This is a genomic window from Type-A symbiont of Plautia stali (assembly GCF_059731155.1).
This window is the reverse complement of the sequence record NZ_AP035891.1, coordinates 2894073-2910430: the sequence shown is the minus strand read 5'-3', so window position 1 is coordinate 2910430 and position 16358 is coordinate 2894073. Positions and strand designations below refer to the sequence as shown.

Annotated in this window: 8 protein-coding genes and 5 pseudogenes; 7 read left to right on the top strand and 6 right to left on the bottom strand. The window is 57.6% G+C overall.

Going from position 1 to position 16358, the window contains the following annotated elements:
- Nucleotides 1-43 precede the first annotated feature (43 nt).
- From AC6I8M_RS15410 to fadE, 3 genes and pseudogenes are all read right to left on the bottom strand, one after another.
- Nucleotides 44-817 carry an amidohydrolase gene (locus AC6I8M_RS15410; protein WP_010616708.1) on the bottom strand — a complete coding sequence of 258 codons (774 nt, stop codon included), beginning with the start codon at nt 815-817 and terminating at the stop codon, nt 44-46.
- Nucleotides 805-1965, bottom strand: coding sequence for a pyridoxal phosphate-dependent aminotransferase (locus AC6I8M_RS15405; RefSeq protein ID WP_010616709.1), 1161 nt, complete (start codon nt 1963-1965; stop codon nt 805-807). The genes AC6I8M_RS15410 and AC6I8M_RS15405 overlap by 13 nt, the downstream gene beginning before the upstream one ends.
- 184 nt (nt 1966-2149) lie before the next feature.
- Nucleotides 2150-4615: pseudogene (fadE, locus tag AC6I8M_RS15400) on the bottom strand (acyl-CoA dehydrogenase FadE).
- Between the two features lie 229 nt (nt 4616-4844).
- Here fadE and lpcA point away from each other — a divergent pair.
- On the top strand, nt 4845-5423 hold the full coding sequence (gene lpcA, locus AC6I8M_RS15395; protein WP_010616712.1) for a D-sedoheptulose 7-phosphate isomerase: 579 nt from the start codon (nt 4845-4847) through the stop codon (nt 5421-5423).
- Nucleotides 5424-5471: 48 nt separating this feature from the next.
- Nucleotides 5472-6239 (top strand): annotated as a pseudogene (locus AC6I8M_RS15390) (class II glutamine amidotransferase).
- On the opposite strand, the gene dpaA reads toward AC6I8M_RS15390, so the two are convergent.
- Complete coding sequence (dpaA, locus tag AC6I8M_RS15385) at nt 6210-6953, bottom strand: peptidoglycan meso-diaminopimelic acid protein amidase (protein WP_010616713.1); 744 nt, start codon at nt 6951-6953, stop codon at nt 6210-6212. The pseudogene AC6I8M_RS15390 and the gene dpaA sit on opposite strands and share 30 nt — an antisense overlap.
- Before the next feature lie 244 nt (nt 6954-7197).
- Here dpaA and dinB point away from each other — a divergent pair.
- Nucleotides 7198-8200, top strand: a pseudogene (gene dinB, locus AC6I8M_RS15380) (DNA polymerase IV).
- Between the two features lie 100 nt (nt 8201-8300).
- On the top strand, nt 8301-10853 hold the full coding sequence (locus tag AC6I8M_RS15375) for an Ig-like domain-containing protein (protein ID WP_058948986.1): 2553 nt from the start codon (nt 8301-8303) through the stop codon (nt 10851-10853).
- 65 nt (nt 10854-10918) lie between these two features.
- Here the strand turns inward: AC6I8M_RS15375 and pepD are convergent, their stop codons facing one another.
- Nucleotides 10919-12379: a beta-Ala-His dipeptidase gene (gene pepD, locus AC6I8M_RS15370; RefSeq protein ID WP_010616717.1), complete on the bottom strand. Its 1461-nt coding sequence runs from the start codon at nt 12377-12379 to the stop codon at nt 10919-10921.
- Between the two features lie 254 nt (nt 12380-12633).
- Here pepD and gpt point away from each other — a divergent pair, with 254 nt between their 5' ends.
- The 3 genes and pseudogenes from gpt (at nt 12634) to crl (ending at nt 14972) form a co-directional block, all read left to right on the top strand.
- On the top strand, nt 12634-13092 hold the full coding sequence (gene gpt, locus AC6I8M_RS15365) for a xanthine phosphoribosyltransferase (RefSeq protein WP_010616718.1): 459 nt from the start codon (nt 12634-12636) through the stop codon (nt 13090-13092).
- 120 nt (nt 13093-13212) lie between these two features.
- A pseudogene (gene frsA / locus AC6I8M_RS15360) lies at nt 13213-14461 on the top strand (esterase FrsA).
- A gap of 109 nt (nt 14462-14570) precedes the next feature.
- Nucleotides 14571-14972 (top strand): sigma factor-binding protein Crl, encoded by a 402-nt coding sequence (gene crl / locus AC6I8M_RS15355; RefSeq protein ID WP_010616720.1) that lies wholly within the window; start codon nt 14571-14573, stop codon nt 14970-14972.
- 80 nt (nt 14973-15052) lie between these two features.
- On the opposite strand, the pseudogene ompC reads toward crl, so the two are convergent.
- A pseudogene (ompC, locus tag AC6I8M_RS15350) lies at nt 15053-16135 on the bottom strand (porin OmpC).
- Between the last annotated feature and the right edge of the window lie 223 nt (nt 16136-16358).

The following is a 16358-nucleotide window of genomic DNA, read 5'->3' as shown; positions in this document are numbered from 1 at the left end:
CAACTGACGTGAATACCGCGAACCCCGGCTTGGCCGGGGTTTTTTATTTGTTCAGCGTATATTCATCCGCGTCGCGCCATGCCGGGAAGCGTTCGCGATAGTCGCGCAGCGCCTTCAGTGACAGTCCGGCGTCGAGGCGCGCACGGGCGAAGGGTTCAGCGGCCGCTAAGATCTCACCCAGCGGCGAGATAATCCGGCTGTCGCCGCTGTATTGATGCTGATTGCCGTCACTGCCGACGCGGTTACAACCGGCTACATAGGCCTGATTCTCAATGGCGCGCGCCAGCAGCAGCGCCTGCCAGTGCAGCGCGCGCGGTGCCGGCCAGTTGGCGACGTACAGCGCCAGATCGTAATCATTCTGGTTGCGCGAAAACACCGGGAAGCGCAGGTCGTAGCAAATCTGCGGCAGAATACGCCAGCCGCGCCAGTGGAACACCTCGCGCGTTTCACCGGGCACATAGTGCTGGTGCTCATTGGCCATGCGGAACAGATGGCGTTTGTCGTACTGGTGCAGCGTACCGTCGGGCTCCACCAGCAGGAAACGGTTTACCGCGCCCTGATCGCTCTGAATCGCCGCGCTGCCGCCGACTAGAGCATTCAGTGCTTTAGCATGACCGTGCAGCCACGCCACTACCTGATCCTGCGGCAGCGAACTGGCCGCCGCCTCCATGGCGAAGCCGGTGGTAAACATCTCCGGCAGCAGGATGACATCGCGGCCCGTCATGCCCTGCAGCACCGCATCAAAATGGCGCAGGTTAGCCGCGCCATCCATCCAGCTCAGGGTTTCCTGTAATACGGTAAGTTTTAAAGCTGACATAAACGCTCCGCAGCGGCGTTGAGCGTCGCTTCCTGTTTGGCAAAGCACAGGCGAATGAGCTTGTGCGGGAAAGGGGCCGCGCAGAACACCGACAGCGGAATCGCCGCCACGCCCACTTCGCGGGTTAACCACTGGCAGAAACTGACATCATCCAAATCGGAAATAGCGTTGTAATCCACCAGCAGGAAATAGGTGCCGGCACAGGGCAGCACCTTAAACCGGCTGGCGGCCAGCGCCTGCATCAGGCGGTCACGCCGGGCGCGATAGAATGCCGGCAGCTCATCAATATGTTCCGGCTGCTGGCGCAGCATATCGGCAATCGCCAGCTGCGCCGGGGTATTCACTGAAAAAGTGAGATACTGATGCACTTTACGGATTTCGGCGCTGATCGCCGCCGGAGCGATGCAGTAACCCACTTTCCAGCCGGTCATATGAAAGGTTTTGCTGAAGGATGAGACTGCGATGGCGCGCTGACGCAGGTCGGCATGCGCCAGCACGCTGGCATGGCCCTGCTCATCAAAACAGATGTGCTCATAGACTTCATCGCTGAGCACATAAATTTCCTGTTCGGCGATCGCCTGCCACAGCGCGGCGTAGTCGCTGGCGTGCCACACGGTGGCGGACGGATTATGCGGTGTATTGACGATCACCAGCCGGGTGCGCGCGCTGAGCAGGCTGCTGAAGGCCTGCCAGTCGACCTGAAAAGCGGGCGGCTGCAGCGCGATGCGTTTCAGCACGCCGCCGGCCAGCTGAACCGCCGGCGCATAGCTGTCGTAGCTGGGATCGAAGCAGATCACCTCGTCGCCCAGCCGCACCAGCGCGGTGATCGCGGCATACAGCGCTTCGGTCGCGCCCGCCGTCACGATGATGTCGCTGTTGATATCCGGCCGATGACCATACATGTCTGCGGTTTTATCGGCGATCGCCTCGCGCAGCGGTAGGGTGCCAATCATCGGCGCGTACTGGTTGGCGCCTTCACTAACATGATGTGCCAGGCGCTGCTGCAAATAGCGCGGGCCGTCAAAATCGGGAAAGCCCTGTGACAGATTGATGGCGTTGTGCTGGGCGGCGAGGGCGCTCATTTGGGTAAAAATGGTGGTGCCGAGCGCCGGTAGTTTGCTCTCGGGGATCAGGTTGGGCTGCGTCATTATCGGGTGCCTTAAGCGCGAATGTCGTTGCGGAGTAACCTTGTGCTGCAGCCACTATAAACAGGATGTTAACACTTGGCAATCGAGACGCTTAGACGTCTAAACGTAGCTGGCACAGATGCTGAGTGCGCTTATTCCGCGCCGCAAGCCATAAAAAAAGCCTCCGGCTGGAGGCTTTTTGCTGTTACGCCGCTTCGCTGGGGCGGGCGCTCGGTTTGGGTTTGCTGTCCGGTTTCGCCACCGCCACCGCCACCGCCAGCGCCTCGGGCGCAAAATTATCCACGTTGATGGCCTTCAGACGGCTGGCTTCGGCCCGCGTCAGCACCTTCGCTTCACTCTCTCGTCAATCCAGCCTTCTTTCAGCGCGCGCTGGGCCAGCGCATCCAGCAGGGTGAAGGATAAGTGTTTTTTCTGCTGCTGACACAGACGATCGTGAATCACTTCCGCCGCCATCACATCCTGCAGCGCCTGCTCGAGCTGACCGGCCGGGTTGTGCTTACTCGGGGTCAGATACTGGCCGCGGCCCAGACGGGTGCGGGTTGCGGACGGCAGCTGCAGCATTTTGGCCAGCTTATGATCCAGTTTATCGGACGGTGCCGGGCAGTGTTTGCCGCCGGCGAAAATCACCAGCCGCAGCGCACCCGCAACCAAGCGATTCGGGAAGTTGCGCAGCAGATCGTCCATTGCCACTTCCGCCTGATGCAGCGCATCCTGCACGCCCCAGTGCACCAGCGGCAGATCCGCCTCGTTGCAGCCTTCATCGTCATAGCGTTTCAGCGTGGCTGACGCCAGATACATCTGGCTCAGCACATCGCCGAGGCGTGCCGAAATACGTTCGCGGCGTTTCAGGCTACCGCCCAGCACCGCCATCGACACATCCGACAGCAGCGCAAGGTTGGCGCTCAGGCGATTCAGCTGCTGATAGTAGCGGCGGGTCGCGTCACGGGTTGGCGTAGCGCTGGTGCGGCCGCCGGTCAGGCCTAGCCACAGGCTGCGCACTTTGTTGCTGCCGACGTGGCCGATATGGCTGAACAGCGCGCGGTCAAAGGCAACGAGATCGTTCTTCGCGGCGGCGTTCATCTCTTCCAGCACCCACGGGTGGCAGCGGATTGCGCCCTGGCCAAAGATAATCATGCTGCGCGTCAGGATGTTCGCGCCCTCAACGGTGATGGCGATCGGGGCGCCCTGATAGGCACGCGCCAGGAAGTTGTTCTCGCTAAGCATGATGCCTTTACCGCCGGCGATATCCATTGCATCAATGATGGCGCGCTGGCCGCGATGGGTGCAGTGGTATTTGACAATCGCTGACAGCACCGCCGGTTTTTCGCCCAGCATAATGCCGCTGGTGATCAGCGTCGCCGCCGCGTCCATCACGTAAGCGTTACCGGCGATGCGCGCCAGCGGCTCCTCAATCCCTTCCATTTTACCGATAGAGACTTTGAACTGGCGGCGAATGTGCGCGTAGGCACCGGTCGCCAGCGCCAGGCTTTTCAGGCTGCCGGTAGCGTTAGACGGCAGAGTAATGCCGCGTCCCACCGACAGGCACTCAACCAGCATGCGCCAGCCCTGACCGGCCATGGCCGGACCGCCGATGATGTAATCGATCGGCACAAAGATATCTTTGCCGCGCATCGGCCCGTTCTGGAACGGCACGTTCAGCGGGAAGTGACGTCTGCCAATCTCAACACCTGGCGTGTGGGTCGGGATCAGCGCACAGGTAATGCCCAGCTCTTCGGTTTCGCCCAGCAGATGATCGGGATCGGAGAGCTTAAAGGCGAGGCCGAGCACGGTGGCAATCGGCGCCAGGGTAATGTAACGCTTGTTCCAGGTCAGGCGCATGCCCAGCACCTGCTGGCCCTGCCATTCGCCCATGCACACCACGCCGGTATCCGGAATGGCGCCGGCGTCGGAGCCCGCTTCCGGGCTGGTCAGCGCAAAGCAGAGGATTTCATCGCCGCGCGCGAGGCGTGGCAGGTAGTGATCTTTCTGCTCATCGGTACCGTAATGCTGCAGCAGTTCACCCGGACCCAGCGAGTTCGGCACGCCGACGGTGATCGCCAGGATCCCGGACACGCCTGCCAGTTTTTGCAGCACACGCGCCTGCGCGTAAGCGGAAAACTCCAGACCGCCGTACTCTTTTTTGATGATCATGGCAAAGAAGCAGTGCTGCTTGAGGTAAGCCCACAGCTCCGGCGGCAGATCGGCCATTTCATGGGTGATCGCGAAGTCGTTAGCCATGCGGCAGGCTTCTTCCACCGGACCATCCAGAAACGCCTGTTCCTCTTCGGTCAGGCGCGGCTGCGGATAGTTGTGCAGTTTCTGCCAGTCCGGTTTGCCGCGAAACAGATCGCCTTCCCACCACGTGGTGCCGGCGTCGATCGCCTCTTTTTCGGTGCACGACATCGGCGGCATCACCTTCTGGAAGCTGTGCAGTGCCGGCTTAGAGAACATGCTGCGGCGCATCGCCGGCAGGTTGAAAGGCAGCAGAATAATTGCCAGCGGCAGCAGCAGCCACGGCGTCCACAGGCCGGTGGCAGCCAGTGCCGCGGTCCATAGCAGCACAAATCGCACTGCTGAGCCGCAGTGAAACCTGATGGTAGAAGAGGGCGCTAATTAACACCAGCGTCGCGATGATCGAGGCAAGCAACATAATGAACCGCTCCGTAAGTTGTAAGAGGTCTGACCTGTTAGTGATAAGGTTTAGAGCAGCGCACGAAATTTATCAATCTGTTTACATCGCAATTACAACCGAACTCACAAAATCGCGCCGGCAATCGGACGTCAGCGCGACGTCGCGCTTTTCCCTGCTGCGGGCGCTTTGCGGCTCTGGCCCATTCCGTTAAACTTGCTGGGTCAATTTTCCTCTAAAGGACATCCCTATGTATCAGGATATTATTCGCTCAGAACTCAATGAAGCCGCCGATACGCTCAATAAGTTCCTGAGTGATGAAGCCAACATTCACGCCATTCAGCGCGCAGCCGTGCTGCTGGCCGACAGCTTCAAAGCCGGTGGTAAAGTGCTCTCCTGCGGCAACGGCGGCTCGCACTGCGATGCCATGCACTTCGCTGAGGAGCTGACCGGGCGCTACCGCGAAAATCGTCCTGGCTATCCGGCCATCGCCATTTCGGATGTCAGCCATCTTTCCTGCGTCAGCAACGATTTTGGCTACGACTATGTGTTCTCCCGCTACATCGAGGCGGTCGGCCGCGAGGGCGATGTGCTGCTGGGGCTGTCCACTTCGGGTAACTCGGCGAACATCATCAAAGCCTTAGAAGCCGTGCGCGCCAAAGGCATGAAAGTGATTACCCTGACCGGTAAAGACGGTGGCAAAATGGCCGGTACGGCGGATATCGAAATTCGCGTGCCGCACTTTGGTTATGCCGATCGCATTCAGGAGATTCACATCAAAGTGATCCACATCCTGATGCTGTTAATCGAAAAAGAGATGGTTAAGTGATGACGTGCTCCTCCCGCGTCCGCGGGAGGTTCTGATGAGGCGGTTGCTATGTGCGAATTGCTCGGGATGAGCGCCAATGTCCCCACAAATATCTGTTTCAGTTTTACCGGTCTGGTGCAGCGTGGCGGTGGAACCGGGCCGCACAAAGATGGCTGGGGCATCACCTTTTACGAAGATAAAGGCTGCCGCACTTTTAAAGATCCGCTGCCGAGCTACAACTCGCCGATTGCCCGCCTGGTGCAGGAGTATCCGATCAAGTAGCACTCGGTGGTAGCGCATATTCGTCAGGCCAATCGCGGCCAGGTTTCACTGGAAAATACCCATCCGTTTACCCGCGAACTGTGGGGCCGCAACTGGACTTACGCGCATAACGGCCAGCTAAAGGGCTATCGCCAGCTGGAAACCGGGCATTTCCGTCCGGTAGGCGAAACCGACAGCGAGAAGGCGTTTTGCTGGATTCTGCATAAGCTGGCCGAGCGCTATCCGCGTACGCCGGGCAACTGGCCGGCCGTGTTTCGCTATGTGGCGGAGCTGGCAACGGAGCTGCGCCAGAAGGGCGTGTTCAATATGCTGTTGTCTGACGGACGCTATCTGATGGCCTTCTGCTCAACCAACCTGTACTGGATTACGCGCCGCGCGCCGTTTGGCAAAGCGAAGCTGCTCGATTAGGATGTGGAGATTGACTTTCTGCAGCAGACGACGCCGAAAGACGTGGTGACGGTCATTGCGACGCAGCCGCTGACCGGTAATGAAACCTGGCACCGGATCGTGCCAGGTGAGTGGGCATTATTTTACCTGGGTGAGCGCCAGGAATGATTTCGACGCCGCTTCCGGCGTGGTCATTACCGGCGTGTTGTTCACCGCATACTGACCGGTTGCCGTCACGTTGACCGTTGGCGGCACGTGGTATTTGGCGAAGTAAGCATAGCCCGGCTGCAGTTCACGCCAGAAGCTGATGTAAGTTGAGTAACGATGACGCTGCATGTTGCTGTCGGTCATGCGGAACGGGAAGATGTTGACCTGCACATCCTGCTGACCGTTACGCAGCGCGGCGTTCACGTAAGTGAAGATCTCATCCATCGACGCGTTGGTCATGGCATAGCAGCCCACGGACACGCAATCGCCGTGAATCATCAGATAGTTACCGTTATAGCCTTTGGCGCGATCGTACTGATTCGGGAATCCGGTATTGATGGCGCGATAAAAACGGCTGTCCGGCTTGAGCTGATTCATCTTCACGTTATAAAAGCCTTCCGGACTTTTAAAATCGCCCTGACGACGTTTCGGCCCGAGGCCGCCGGAGATGTTACAGATGCGATAGCTGTCCAGCAGACGATATTCATTACCGATTTTGCCGTACAGTTCCAGCGTACGCTCTTCCTTGAAGATCTGAATAAATACCGGTGTACCCAGTAATTGTTTCTTTAACTCTTTGCTCACCGGAGCCAGCGGCTGCATTGGCTCAGGCGTCATTGCCCAGCTCAGGAGCGGCATAAGAATCATCGCAAACAATAATGCGATTCTGCCCATTCTGTGTGTACCTTGAAGTGAAGAGGAACGCTGACGCAGTGCGTCACTGTATTGCATTATCGGAAATATCCGCTACCGCAGCGCAACATTATCATTGTCTGGCGTTTAATCAAGCCGGAGTCCGAGAAAATGGTGCAATCCTAAAGGGAATACGACCACAAATTTGTAAACTTTAATCGCGCGCGCCACAAATATTGCCGTTGTTTTTCTCTGCTGTATACTTATCCAGTATCCGGAGGGGCGTATGCGCAAAATCATTCATGTCGATATGGACTGCTTTTTCGCGGCAGTGGAAATGCGCGACGATCCTTCATTACGTGATATCCCGATTGCCATTGGCGGCAGCCGCGTGCAGCGCGATGCCGACCGCCACGGCGCTGCGCCTCTGTCCCCATCTGAAACTGCTGCCCGGCCGCTTTGATGCCTATAAAGAAGCCTCGCAGCAGATTCGCGCCATCTTTACCCGCTATACGCCACTGATTGAGCCATTGTCGCTGGATGAAGCCTACCTGGACGTCACCGACAGCGAACACTGCCAGGGATCGGCCACGCTGATGGCGCAGGCGATTCGCGCCGATATCCTGCGCGAAACCGGCCTGACCGCGTCCGCGGGCATTGCGCCGATCAAGTTTCTTGCCAAAATCGCCTCAGACATGAACAAGCCCGACGGCCAGTATGTAATTACGCCGCAGGCGATGCCGGACTTTCTGCTGACGCTGCCGCTGAGCAAGATTCCCGGCGTCGGTAAAGTGGCCACCAAAAAGCTCGAAGAGATGGGGCTGCGCACCTGCGCTGACGTACAACAGGCCGATCTGGCGCAGCTGCTGAAGCGCTTTGGAAAATTTGGCCGCGTGCTGTGGGAGCGCAGCAACGGCATCGACGATCGCGACGTGGTGGTGGAGCGCGAGCGCAAATCGCTGGGCGTCGAGCGTACGCTGGGCGAGGACATCCATCACTGGGAGCAGTGCTTGGAGATTATTGATTTTCTCTACGCCGAACTCGATCGCCGTCTCAGCGCGATCCGCCCGGATAAGCAGATTGCACGTCAGGGCGTAAAGCTGAAGTTCAACGATTTTCAGCTCACCACCTAGGAGCATGTCTGGCCGGTGCTGAATAAAGACGACATGATCGCCGTGGCGCGTCAGGCCTGGGACGAACGCCGCGCCGAACGCGGTGTGCGGCTGGTGGGGCTGCACGTCACGCTGGTAAATCCGCAGCTGGAGCGCCAGCTGGTGCTGGGGTTGTGACGTCGCGCCGTTTTAAGCTCCCTTCAGGACGTTTCGTACATCGTTCCACTAATGAATCGCCAACAATGCACGCTTTTACACTCCTCACTCAAGGTGCAACATGGCAAATTATTACTCAACCCGCCCGACCATTACGTCAATCTATGATGATGTTGGCGAAACCGGCGTCGTTTCACGCGGCGGGTTCACTGACGATGTGCGTCCACGCATTACCGGTAAGGCGAATCCGGGGGCGGTTATTTACCTTTATGATAACAATAGACTTATTTACCAGATTCAGGCCGGGTGCGACGGTACCTTTGACGTGACACTCGGGTATGACTTACCGCAGGGGGCATACAGTTTCCGGTTATCCAGTCAGGGCCAGTACAGCGAGCCTTACGCGATCAATATCTCTTCAGTCAACGTCGAGCCGCCGAAAATTCTCTCACTGTACGATAACGTTGGTGAAACCGGTAATGTGCTGCACGGTGACAAGACCGACGATCGCCGCCCGCTGATCAAAGGCAGCGGTACGCCGGGGGCCACCGTGACGCTGCTGGATAACGGCACGGTAATCGGCCAGACCCGCGTTGATGCCAAAGGCAACTGGAGCCTCCAGCCGTCGCGCGATCTGCCATTAGGTGAACATCACCTGACCGTGCAGAGTCGGGGCATGACCAGCAGCGGTTTTAAGGTCGAGGTAGTGCCGGTGAAAACCATCAAACCGGAAATTCTGGAAATCTTTGACCGCGTGGATGAAACCGGCCTGCTGAAGACTGGTGATGATACCGACGACCGTCGTCCGCTGCTGAAAGGCGTGGGCACGCCGGGTGCGGTGGTGTGGCTGATGGATAATGGCCGCGGCATTACTTATACCGTGGTGGATAAGCAGGGCAACTGGACGCTGCAGCCGTCTAACGATTTGGCGCTGGGTAAACACAACCTCGCGGTTTACATCAATGGCGTGGTCAGTGAACCGGTTGAACTCAACGTGGTGATCCGTGAAGGGTCTGAGCCGGTGATCGTTGCTATTCATGACAATGTGAATGAAGTGGGGGTGGTTGAGCTAGGTAAAGACACCGACGATCGCCGTCCGATTGTCAGCGGCACCGCGCTGCCGCACACCACCATCTGGCTGCTGGATTCCGGCTGTATCCTCGGCAGCGCGCGTTCGGATGCGCAAGGTAACCGGAGCATCAAGCCGGATATCGAACTGCGTTATGGTCTGAATAAGCTCTGGGTCAGCAATGGCGACTCGGTCAGCGAAATCTATCCGATTAACATTGTGCCCATGCAAGGTCAGGCACCGGAGATCCACGCGGTGTATGATGATGTGGGCTACCATGCTGGTAATGTTGCAAACGGAAGCAAAACCGACGATGCACGGCCAACCCTGAGCGGCAAAGGCATTCCGGGAGAAACCGTCACGCTGCTGGCCAACGGTATTCAGATGGCGAACACCCTTGTTGATGCGCACGGTAACTGGACGATGGAGCCGTACCGCGATCTGGATCCGGGCAACTATAGCCTGGTCATCGACAGCAACGGTAAGAAGAGCGCGCCGTGGAAGATTGACGTGGTGGCGGAAAACCGCATTCTGAATCTGTACGATGATGTCGGGATGGAAGGAACCATCGGCAATAATGGCGTCACCGATGATACGCGTCCCAAAGCAAGCGGCATGGGCCAGCCGGGCAGCTTGGTTAAACTGATTGTGGGCGGTACGGTATTAGGCAGTGCCATCGTCAATGAGGATGGACTGTGGCAGATTGAGCCGGTGCGCGACTTACCGGTGGGTTCACATAAACTGATGGTGGTGAGCGACGGTTTTTACAGCCAGCCTTTCTATGTTGAGATCGTGGCAGCAATGGAAGACGCGCCGGAGATCCTGTTACTCGAAGATCGTATCCGTAATATCGATTATATGGGTGAAAACGATAAGTTTTATGATCGTCGTCCGGTCATTACCGGAGAAGGCCGCCTAGGCCAGATAGTGGAAATTTTCGATAACGACGTGTCGATCGGTAGCGTGAAAATCCAGCCGGATGGCATGTGGCAATTCCAGCCGCACAGCGATCTCGCGGTGGGTGATCATGAGCTGGTGGCGAAAGTCGCGGGTACAGCCGGCAACGCCATGCCGATCACTGTCGTTGAGCTGAAAATTATTCAGGTGCTGGATGATGTCAACGAGCCGGCGCTGCTGCAGCCAGGCGATATCACGGATGACAGCAAGCCGCAGTTTAAAGGCACTGGCCTGCCGGGCGAATTCATTTATCTGCTGGATAACGGCGTGAAAGTCGGTTCCGCTAAGGTAAACAGCAAAGGCGAATGGACGCTGGAACCCAAATGGCACCTTGAGCCGGGTGAACATAACTTCGAAATTCAGGGGCGTCATCTGAAGACCGAAGCGTTCAGCCTGGTGGTTGAAGAGCCGGTTGAAGAGGACTTCACGATGCTGACTCTGGATGAAAGCTCGCTGACGCTGACGTCGCTGCTAAGCGATGCCGCGCCGCAGCTGTTCAGCGAGTCGCCGCAGTCAGCCTCTCCAGCCACTCTCAGCCTGGATAACCTCGATCTGCGCGTTGAGAGCGGCGCTCAGCTGGCACGCAGTGAGACGCTGCCGTCACTGGAGATGCTGCCGCTGGAAGAGAGCTACAGCGCGGTCGCCTGACGCGGCACCGTTACCGTAAATAAAAAATCCTGCCCGAGGGCAGGATTTTTTTTATCGCAACGGCGTTACGCTTTTTCCGGCACCACGTTCAGCAGTGCGGTCAGCAGCTTCCAGTACAGACCGACGCTGTCGATGTGCACCTGCTCGTCCGGCGAGTGCGGACCGGTGATGGTAGGCCCAATCGACACCATGTCCATGTCCGGATACGGTTTTTTGAACAGACCGCACTCCAGACCGGCGTGAATCACCTGAATGTTTGGCGTCTTACCAAACAGCGCTTCATAGGTCTTACGCGTCAGCGCCATGATTGGCGAGTCAGCATCCGGCTGCCAGCCCGGGTAACCGCCTTTCGGCGCGGTTTTCGCCCCGGCCAGCGCACCCAGCGAGGTCAGGGTTTCGACCACCCAATCTTTACCGGTGTCGATCAGCGAGCGAATCAGGCAGATGATCTCGGCGCTGTCCTGCTCCATAGTGACCACGCCGACGTTAAGCGAGGTTTCCACCACGCCTTTCGCCACGTCCGAGTTGCGAATCACACCGTTTGGCGTGCTGTTCAGCAGGTTGATGAAGCGATCGCGGCTGTCTGCGGTCAGCGCCTGGCCCTGATGCGCCAGCGGCTCGCTCAGCACGGAGACGTTTTTCTCTTTACTGCCCAGCTCATTCTGCAACGTGGCCTGGAAATGGGCGGCAGCAGACTTCAGCGCATCCACTTTATGGCTGTCGATGGCCAGCGTAGCGAACGCTTCGCGCGGAATCGCATTGCGCAGCGTACCGCCGGTGAACTCAATCAGACGGATATCCAGCTCAGCGGCGTGCACGGCAAGGAAGCGCGCCAGCAGCTTATTGGCGTTGCCGAGACCAAGATGAATGTCAGCGCCGGAGTGGCCGCCTTTCAAACCTTTTAGCGTCAGCTTCAGGGTTTCGAAACTGGCAGGCACGGCCTCTCGGCTCAGCGGCAGGGTAGTGATAAAGTCGATACCCCCGGCGCAGCCCGTATAGATCTCACCTTCCTCTTCCGAGTCGGTGTTGATCAGGATGTCCGCCTGCAGCCAGTTTGGCTGCAGACCAAAGGCGCCGTCCATGCCCGACTCTTCGGTCATGGTCAGCAGCACTTCCAGCGGACCGTGGGTCAGGCTGTTGTCAGCCAGCACCGCCAGCGCGGAAGCCATACCGATACCGTTATCCGCACCCAGCGTGGTGCCGCGCGCTTTCACCCACTCGCCATCAACGTACGGCTGAATCGGGTCTTTGGTGAAGTCGTGTACCGTATCATTGTTCTTCTGCGGCACCATATCAAGGTGCGCCTGCAGCGCCACCGGGGTACGGTTTTCCATGCCTGCGGTAGCAGGTTTACGAATCAGGATATTGCCGACCTGATCGCGTTCAACCCAGAAACCTTGCTCTTTAGCCCAGCCAACAACGTATTCGGCCAGCGCTTCTTCATGATAAGAAGGGTGCGGAATCGAGCAGATTTTTGCCAAGATATCCCACAGCGGCTGCGGGGAAAGTTGAGACAATTCAGACACAACGCGTCTCCTGTGTCAGCGCGGCGGACATACCGCTCGCACGCGGGTTTCCAGTGAAAGATCGCCGTCAGCACATCTGACGTGATGAGCCAGAGAATATCACTGTTTCCTGCCGGGTGCGCCATCGGGCGCGCTAAAAACCTGCAACCGATGTGACGGGTGCTGGTTTTTAACGCGTCAGATCCTTATAATCTCGCGCAACCTTTTCCCCCTTGCATATTTTTATGCCAATCTCATTGGCCGGGATTCCTTTTATGAGCGAAAAATACGTCGTTACCTGGGACATGCTGCAGATTCATGCCCGTAAACTGGCCCAGCGCCTGCTTCCTGTGGAACAGTGGAAAGGCATCATCGCGGTCAGCCGCGGTGGTCTGGTTCCGGCATCGCTGCTGGCGCGTGAACTGGGGATTCGCTACGTCGATACCGTGTGCATCTCCAGCTACGATCACGATCACCAGCGTGAAATGAAAGTGCTGAAGCGCGCAGAAGGCGACGGTGAAGGTTTTGTGGTCATCGACGATCTGGTGGATACCGGCGGTACCGCGCAGGCGATTCGTGATATGTATCCAAAAGCGCGTTTCTGCACCATCTTCGCCAAGCCGGGTGGCCGCGCGCTGGTGGACGACTACATTGTCGATATTCCGCAGAACACCTGGATCGAGCAGCCATGGGACATGGGCGTGGTGTACATTCAGCCGATTGTGAAAAGCTGATTGATGCAACGCAAACAACGCCCGGTTATGCCGGGCGTTGTGCTTTCTGCGCCTCGCGCCCGTGCAGCGGGTGCAGTACACTCTTAGCCATCTATGCGACTGCCGCAGGAGAAGCTTAAGATGGCCGAGAAAAATCTCAACGAAGAACTGTTCAAACCCCCGCTTCAAACACCCGGAAATCTCCTCGCTGGTGCATTGCCAGCACCACCCGACGGCGCAGGTGCACAATGTTCTGGAAGGCGATACCCAGCGCGGCTGATATCGCATGCTGAATAAGCTGCTGTGGACGTGGCGCGGCCTGGCGCCGCAGGAGATCAGCGAAGTGCTGGCGCGCATTGCCGTCAGTGAGTTTGAACACACCGACGAAACGCTGCTGGACACGGTGATTGGCTATCGCGGCGGCAACTGGAACTATGAGTGGTCGAAACAGGCGGCGCAGTGGCAGCAACGTGCGATGCAGAACGCCGATCACGATGAGGCCGGCCAGCAGTGGCTGCATGCCGCCAATCTCTACAGCCTGGCCGCGTATCCCTACATTAAAGGTGATGAGCTGGCTGATCAGGCGCAGGCGCTGGCGAATCGCGCTTATGAAGAAGCCACCCAGCGCCTGCCCGGCGAGCTGAAATCACTGACGTTTCCCATCAGCGGCGGCAGTCCGGTCACCGACTTCCTGCATATGCCGGCGCAGGCCAGTGCGCCGTATCCGACCGTGCTGCTGTGCGGCGGCCTCGACTCGCTGCAGAGCGACCATTACCGGCTGTTTCATGATTATCTGGCACCGCGCGGCATCGCCATGCTGACGCTGGATATGCCGTCGGTGGGTTTCAGCAGCAAATGGACGCTCAATCAGGACACCAGCCAGCTGCATCAGCAGGTGCTGCGCGAGCTGAGCAACGTGCCGTGGATTGACCACACGCGCGTGGCGCTGTTCGGTTACCGCTTTGGCGCCAACGTGGCAACGCGGCTGGCTTACCTTGAGGTGCCGCGTCTGCGCGCGGTGGCGTCGCTCGGGCCGATGGTGCATCACGTGTTTGTCGATGCGCAGCGCCAGCAGCAGCTGCCGGATATGTATATGGACATGCTGGTCAGCCGGCTGGGCATGTCGTCGACCTCCGACAGCAATCTGCGCATCGAGCTCAACCGCTATTCGCTTAAAGTGCAGGGCCTGCTGGGCCGCCGGACGCCGGTGCCGATGCTGGCCGCTTACTGGCCCAACGATCTGTTCAGCCCGGAAAAGGAGGCGCAGCTGATCGTCAACTCCTCGGCGCAGGGCAAGGCGCTGGCGATTCCCGCCACGCCAGTGTTTGCCAGCTTTGATAAGGCGCTCAATCAAATTTGCGACTGGCTGGCAAAACAGTTGCAGCGCTAACTGGCGAAATACGCAGACTCTGCTACAACTTAACTTCGGGAAAATACGTGCGGTGGCGTTTTGCCGCCGCGCTGCGTTTTATACGGTTTATTTGAGGGAGAGAGTTAGCATGACGTTACCGAGTGGTCACCCCCGCAGTCGCCTGCTTAAGCGCTTCACCGAATTGGGGCCGTACATCCGTGAAGGACAGTGTGAAGAGACGCGTTTCTTCTTTGATTGCCTGGCGGCGTGCGTCAACGTCAAACCGGCGCCGGAAAGCCGCGAGTTCTGGGGCTGGTGGATGACGCTGAACGCCTATGAAGATCACTTCACCTACGAATACCACTTCGGCCTGTTTGATAAAGACGGCGACTGGAGCGTGGCCGCGATCAAGGGCAAAGACAACAATGAGAAAGTGGAGAGCACGCTGCGTAATTTCCACGAGCGCCTGAAAGCTACGCTGCATGAGCTGAAGCTCGATCTCAGGCCCGCGGCGGGGTTCAAAGAAGAACCGGTTAAACTCAGCGCCTGAACCTGAGTCAGACCTGAATAAGAAAGAGCCGGTGATGAGCCGGCTCTTTTTTACAGACACAGACAGGGTTATGCTGAAGCTTAGAACTGGTAGGTCAGACCGACCGCCACCACGTCATCGCTATTGATGACCAGCGGGTTGTTGTCATCCAGCTGGTTGATTTTGTAGTCAACCATGGCCTACATGTTTTTGTTGAAGTAGGACGTCCTCGCCACGTCGACATATTTCACGATGTCCGCATCGCCAATGCCTTCAATGTCTTTGCCTTTGCTCTGCACGTAGCCCAGCGATGGACGCAGACCGAAGTCGAACTGATACTGCGCAACCACTTCAAAGTTCTGCGTTTTATTCGCCACGCCGCCAGTGATTGGCGTCATGTTACGGGTTTCAGAGTAGGTCGACGCCAGGTAGATGCTGTTCGCGTCATATTTGATGCCCGCGCCCCAGGCTTCCGCTTTGTCACCACGGCCCAGACGGGTCGCCACGTCCTGTGAGTTAGTACGGTCAGCAGAGGAGATCGCACTCATCAGGCTGACACCGCTATCGCCGAGGGTGTAACCCAGTAACGCACCGTAACCGTCGCCGTTCTGCTTAGGAATCTCTGAACGGCCGTTGGCGCTGGTGGAATCATTCTTGCCCTGATACTGCACCGCGAAACGCAGGCCATCAACCAGACCGAAGAAATTGCTGTTGCGGTAAGTGGCGACGCCAGAAGTACTGCCCAGCATGTCGGTGTCGGTGTAGGCGCTGTCGCCACCGAATTCTGGCAGCACGTCGGTCCATGCCAGCACATCGTAAACCACGCCGTAGTTACGACCGTAATCAACAGAGTCGTAGTTACCAAACTTCAGACCGGCAAAGCCCAGACGGGTTTTGTTACCGATGTTAGCGTCGGTGTTGGTTTCTGCGCGGTTACCCTGGAACTGATATTCCCACTGACCGTAGCCGGTCATCAGGTCGTTAATCTGCGTCTGCCCTTTAAAGCCCAGACGGATGTAAGTTTTGTCGCCGTCAGCGGCTGCGTTGTCGCTGAAGTAGTGCATGCCTTTCACACGACCGTACAGATCCAGTTTGTTACCGTCTTTGTTATAAACTTCTGCGGCTTGTGCGGTTGAGGCCAGAGCCAGCGCGGAAACGATGAGTGCCAGTGTGCTTTTCTTCATTTTGCTATCAATCCCAATGAGTAAAATTTGTTGTACCCGTGAAAAGGTTTGTAAAACACGGGATGTTTTACCGACTGGCAATGAAGGTTTTATGACATTTTTTCTGATTTCTTGTTAATCGCGAACTTTTGGTCTAACCGCTTGTCAGGCGTTTTTTGTGCTTTTCCCCTTGCCGCTGTTGGCTTCCTTGCTGACTCCTGTTAAAACGTCCCTTCGCAGATTT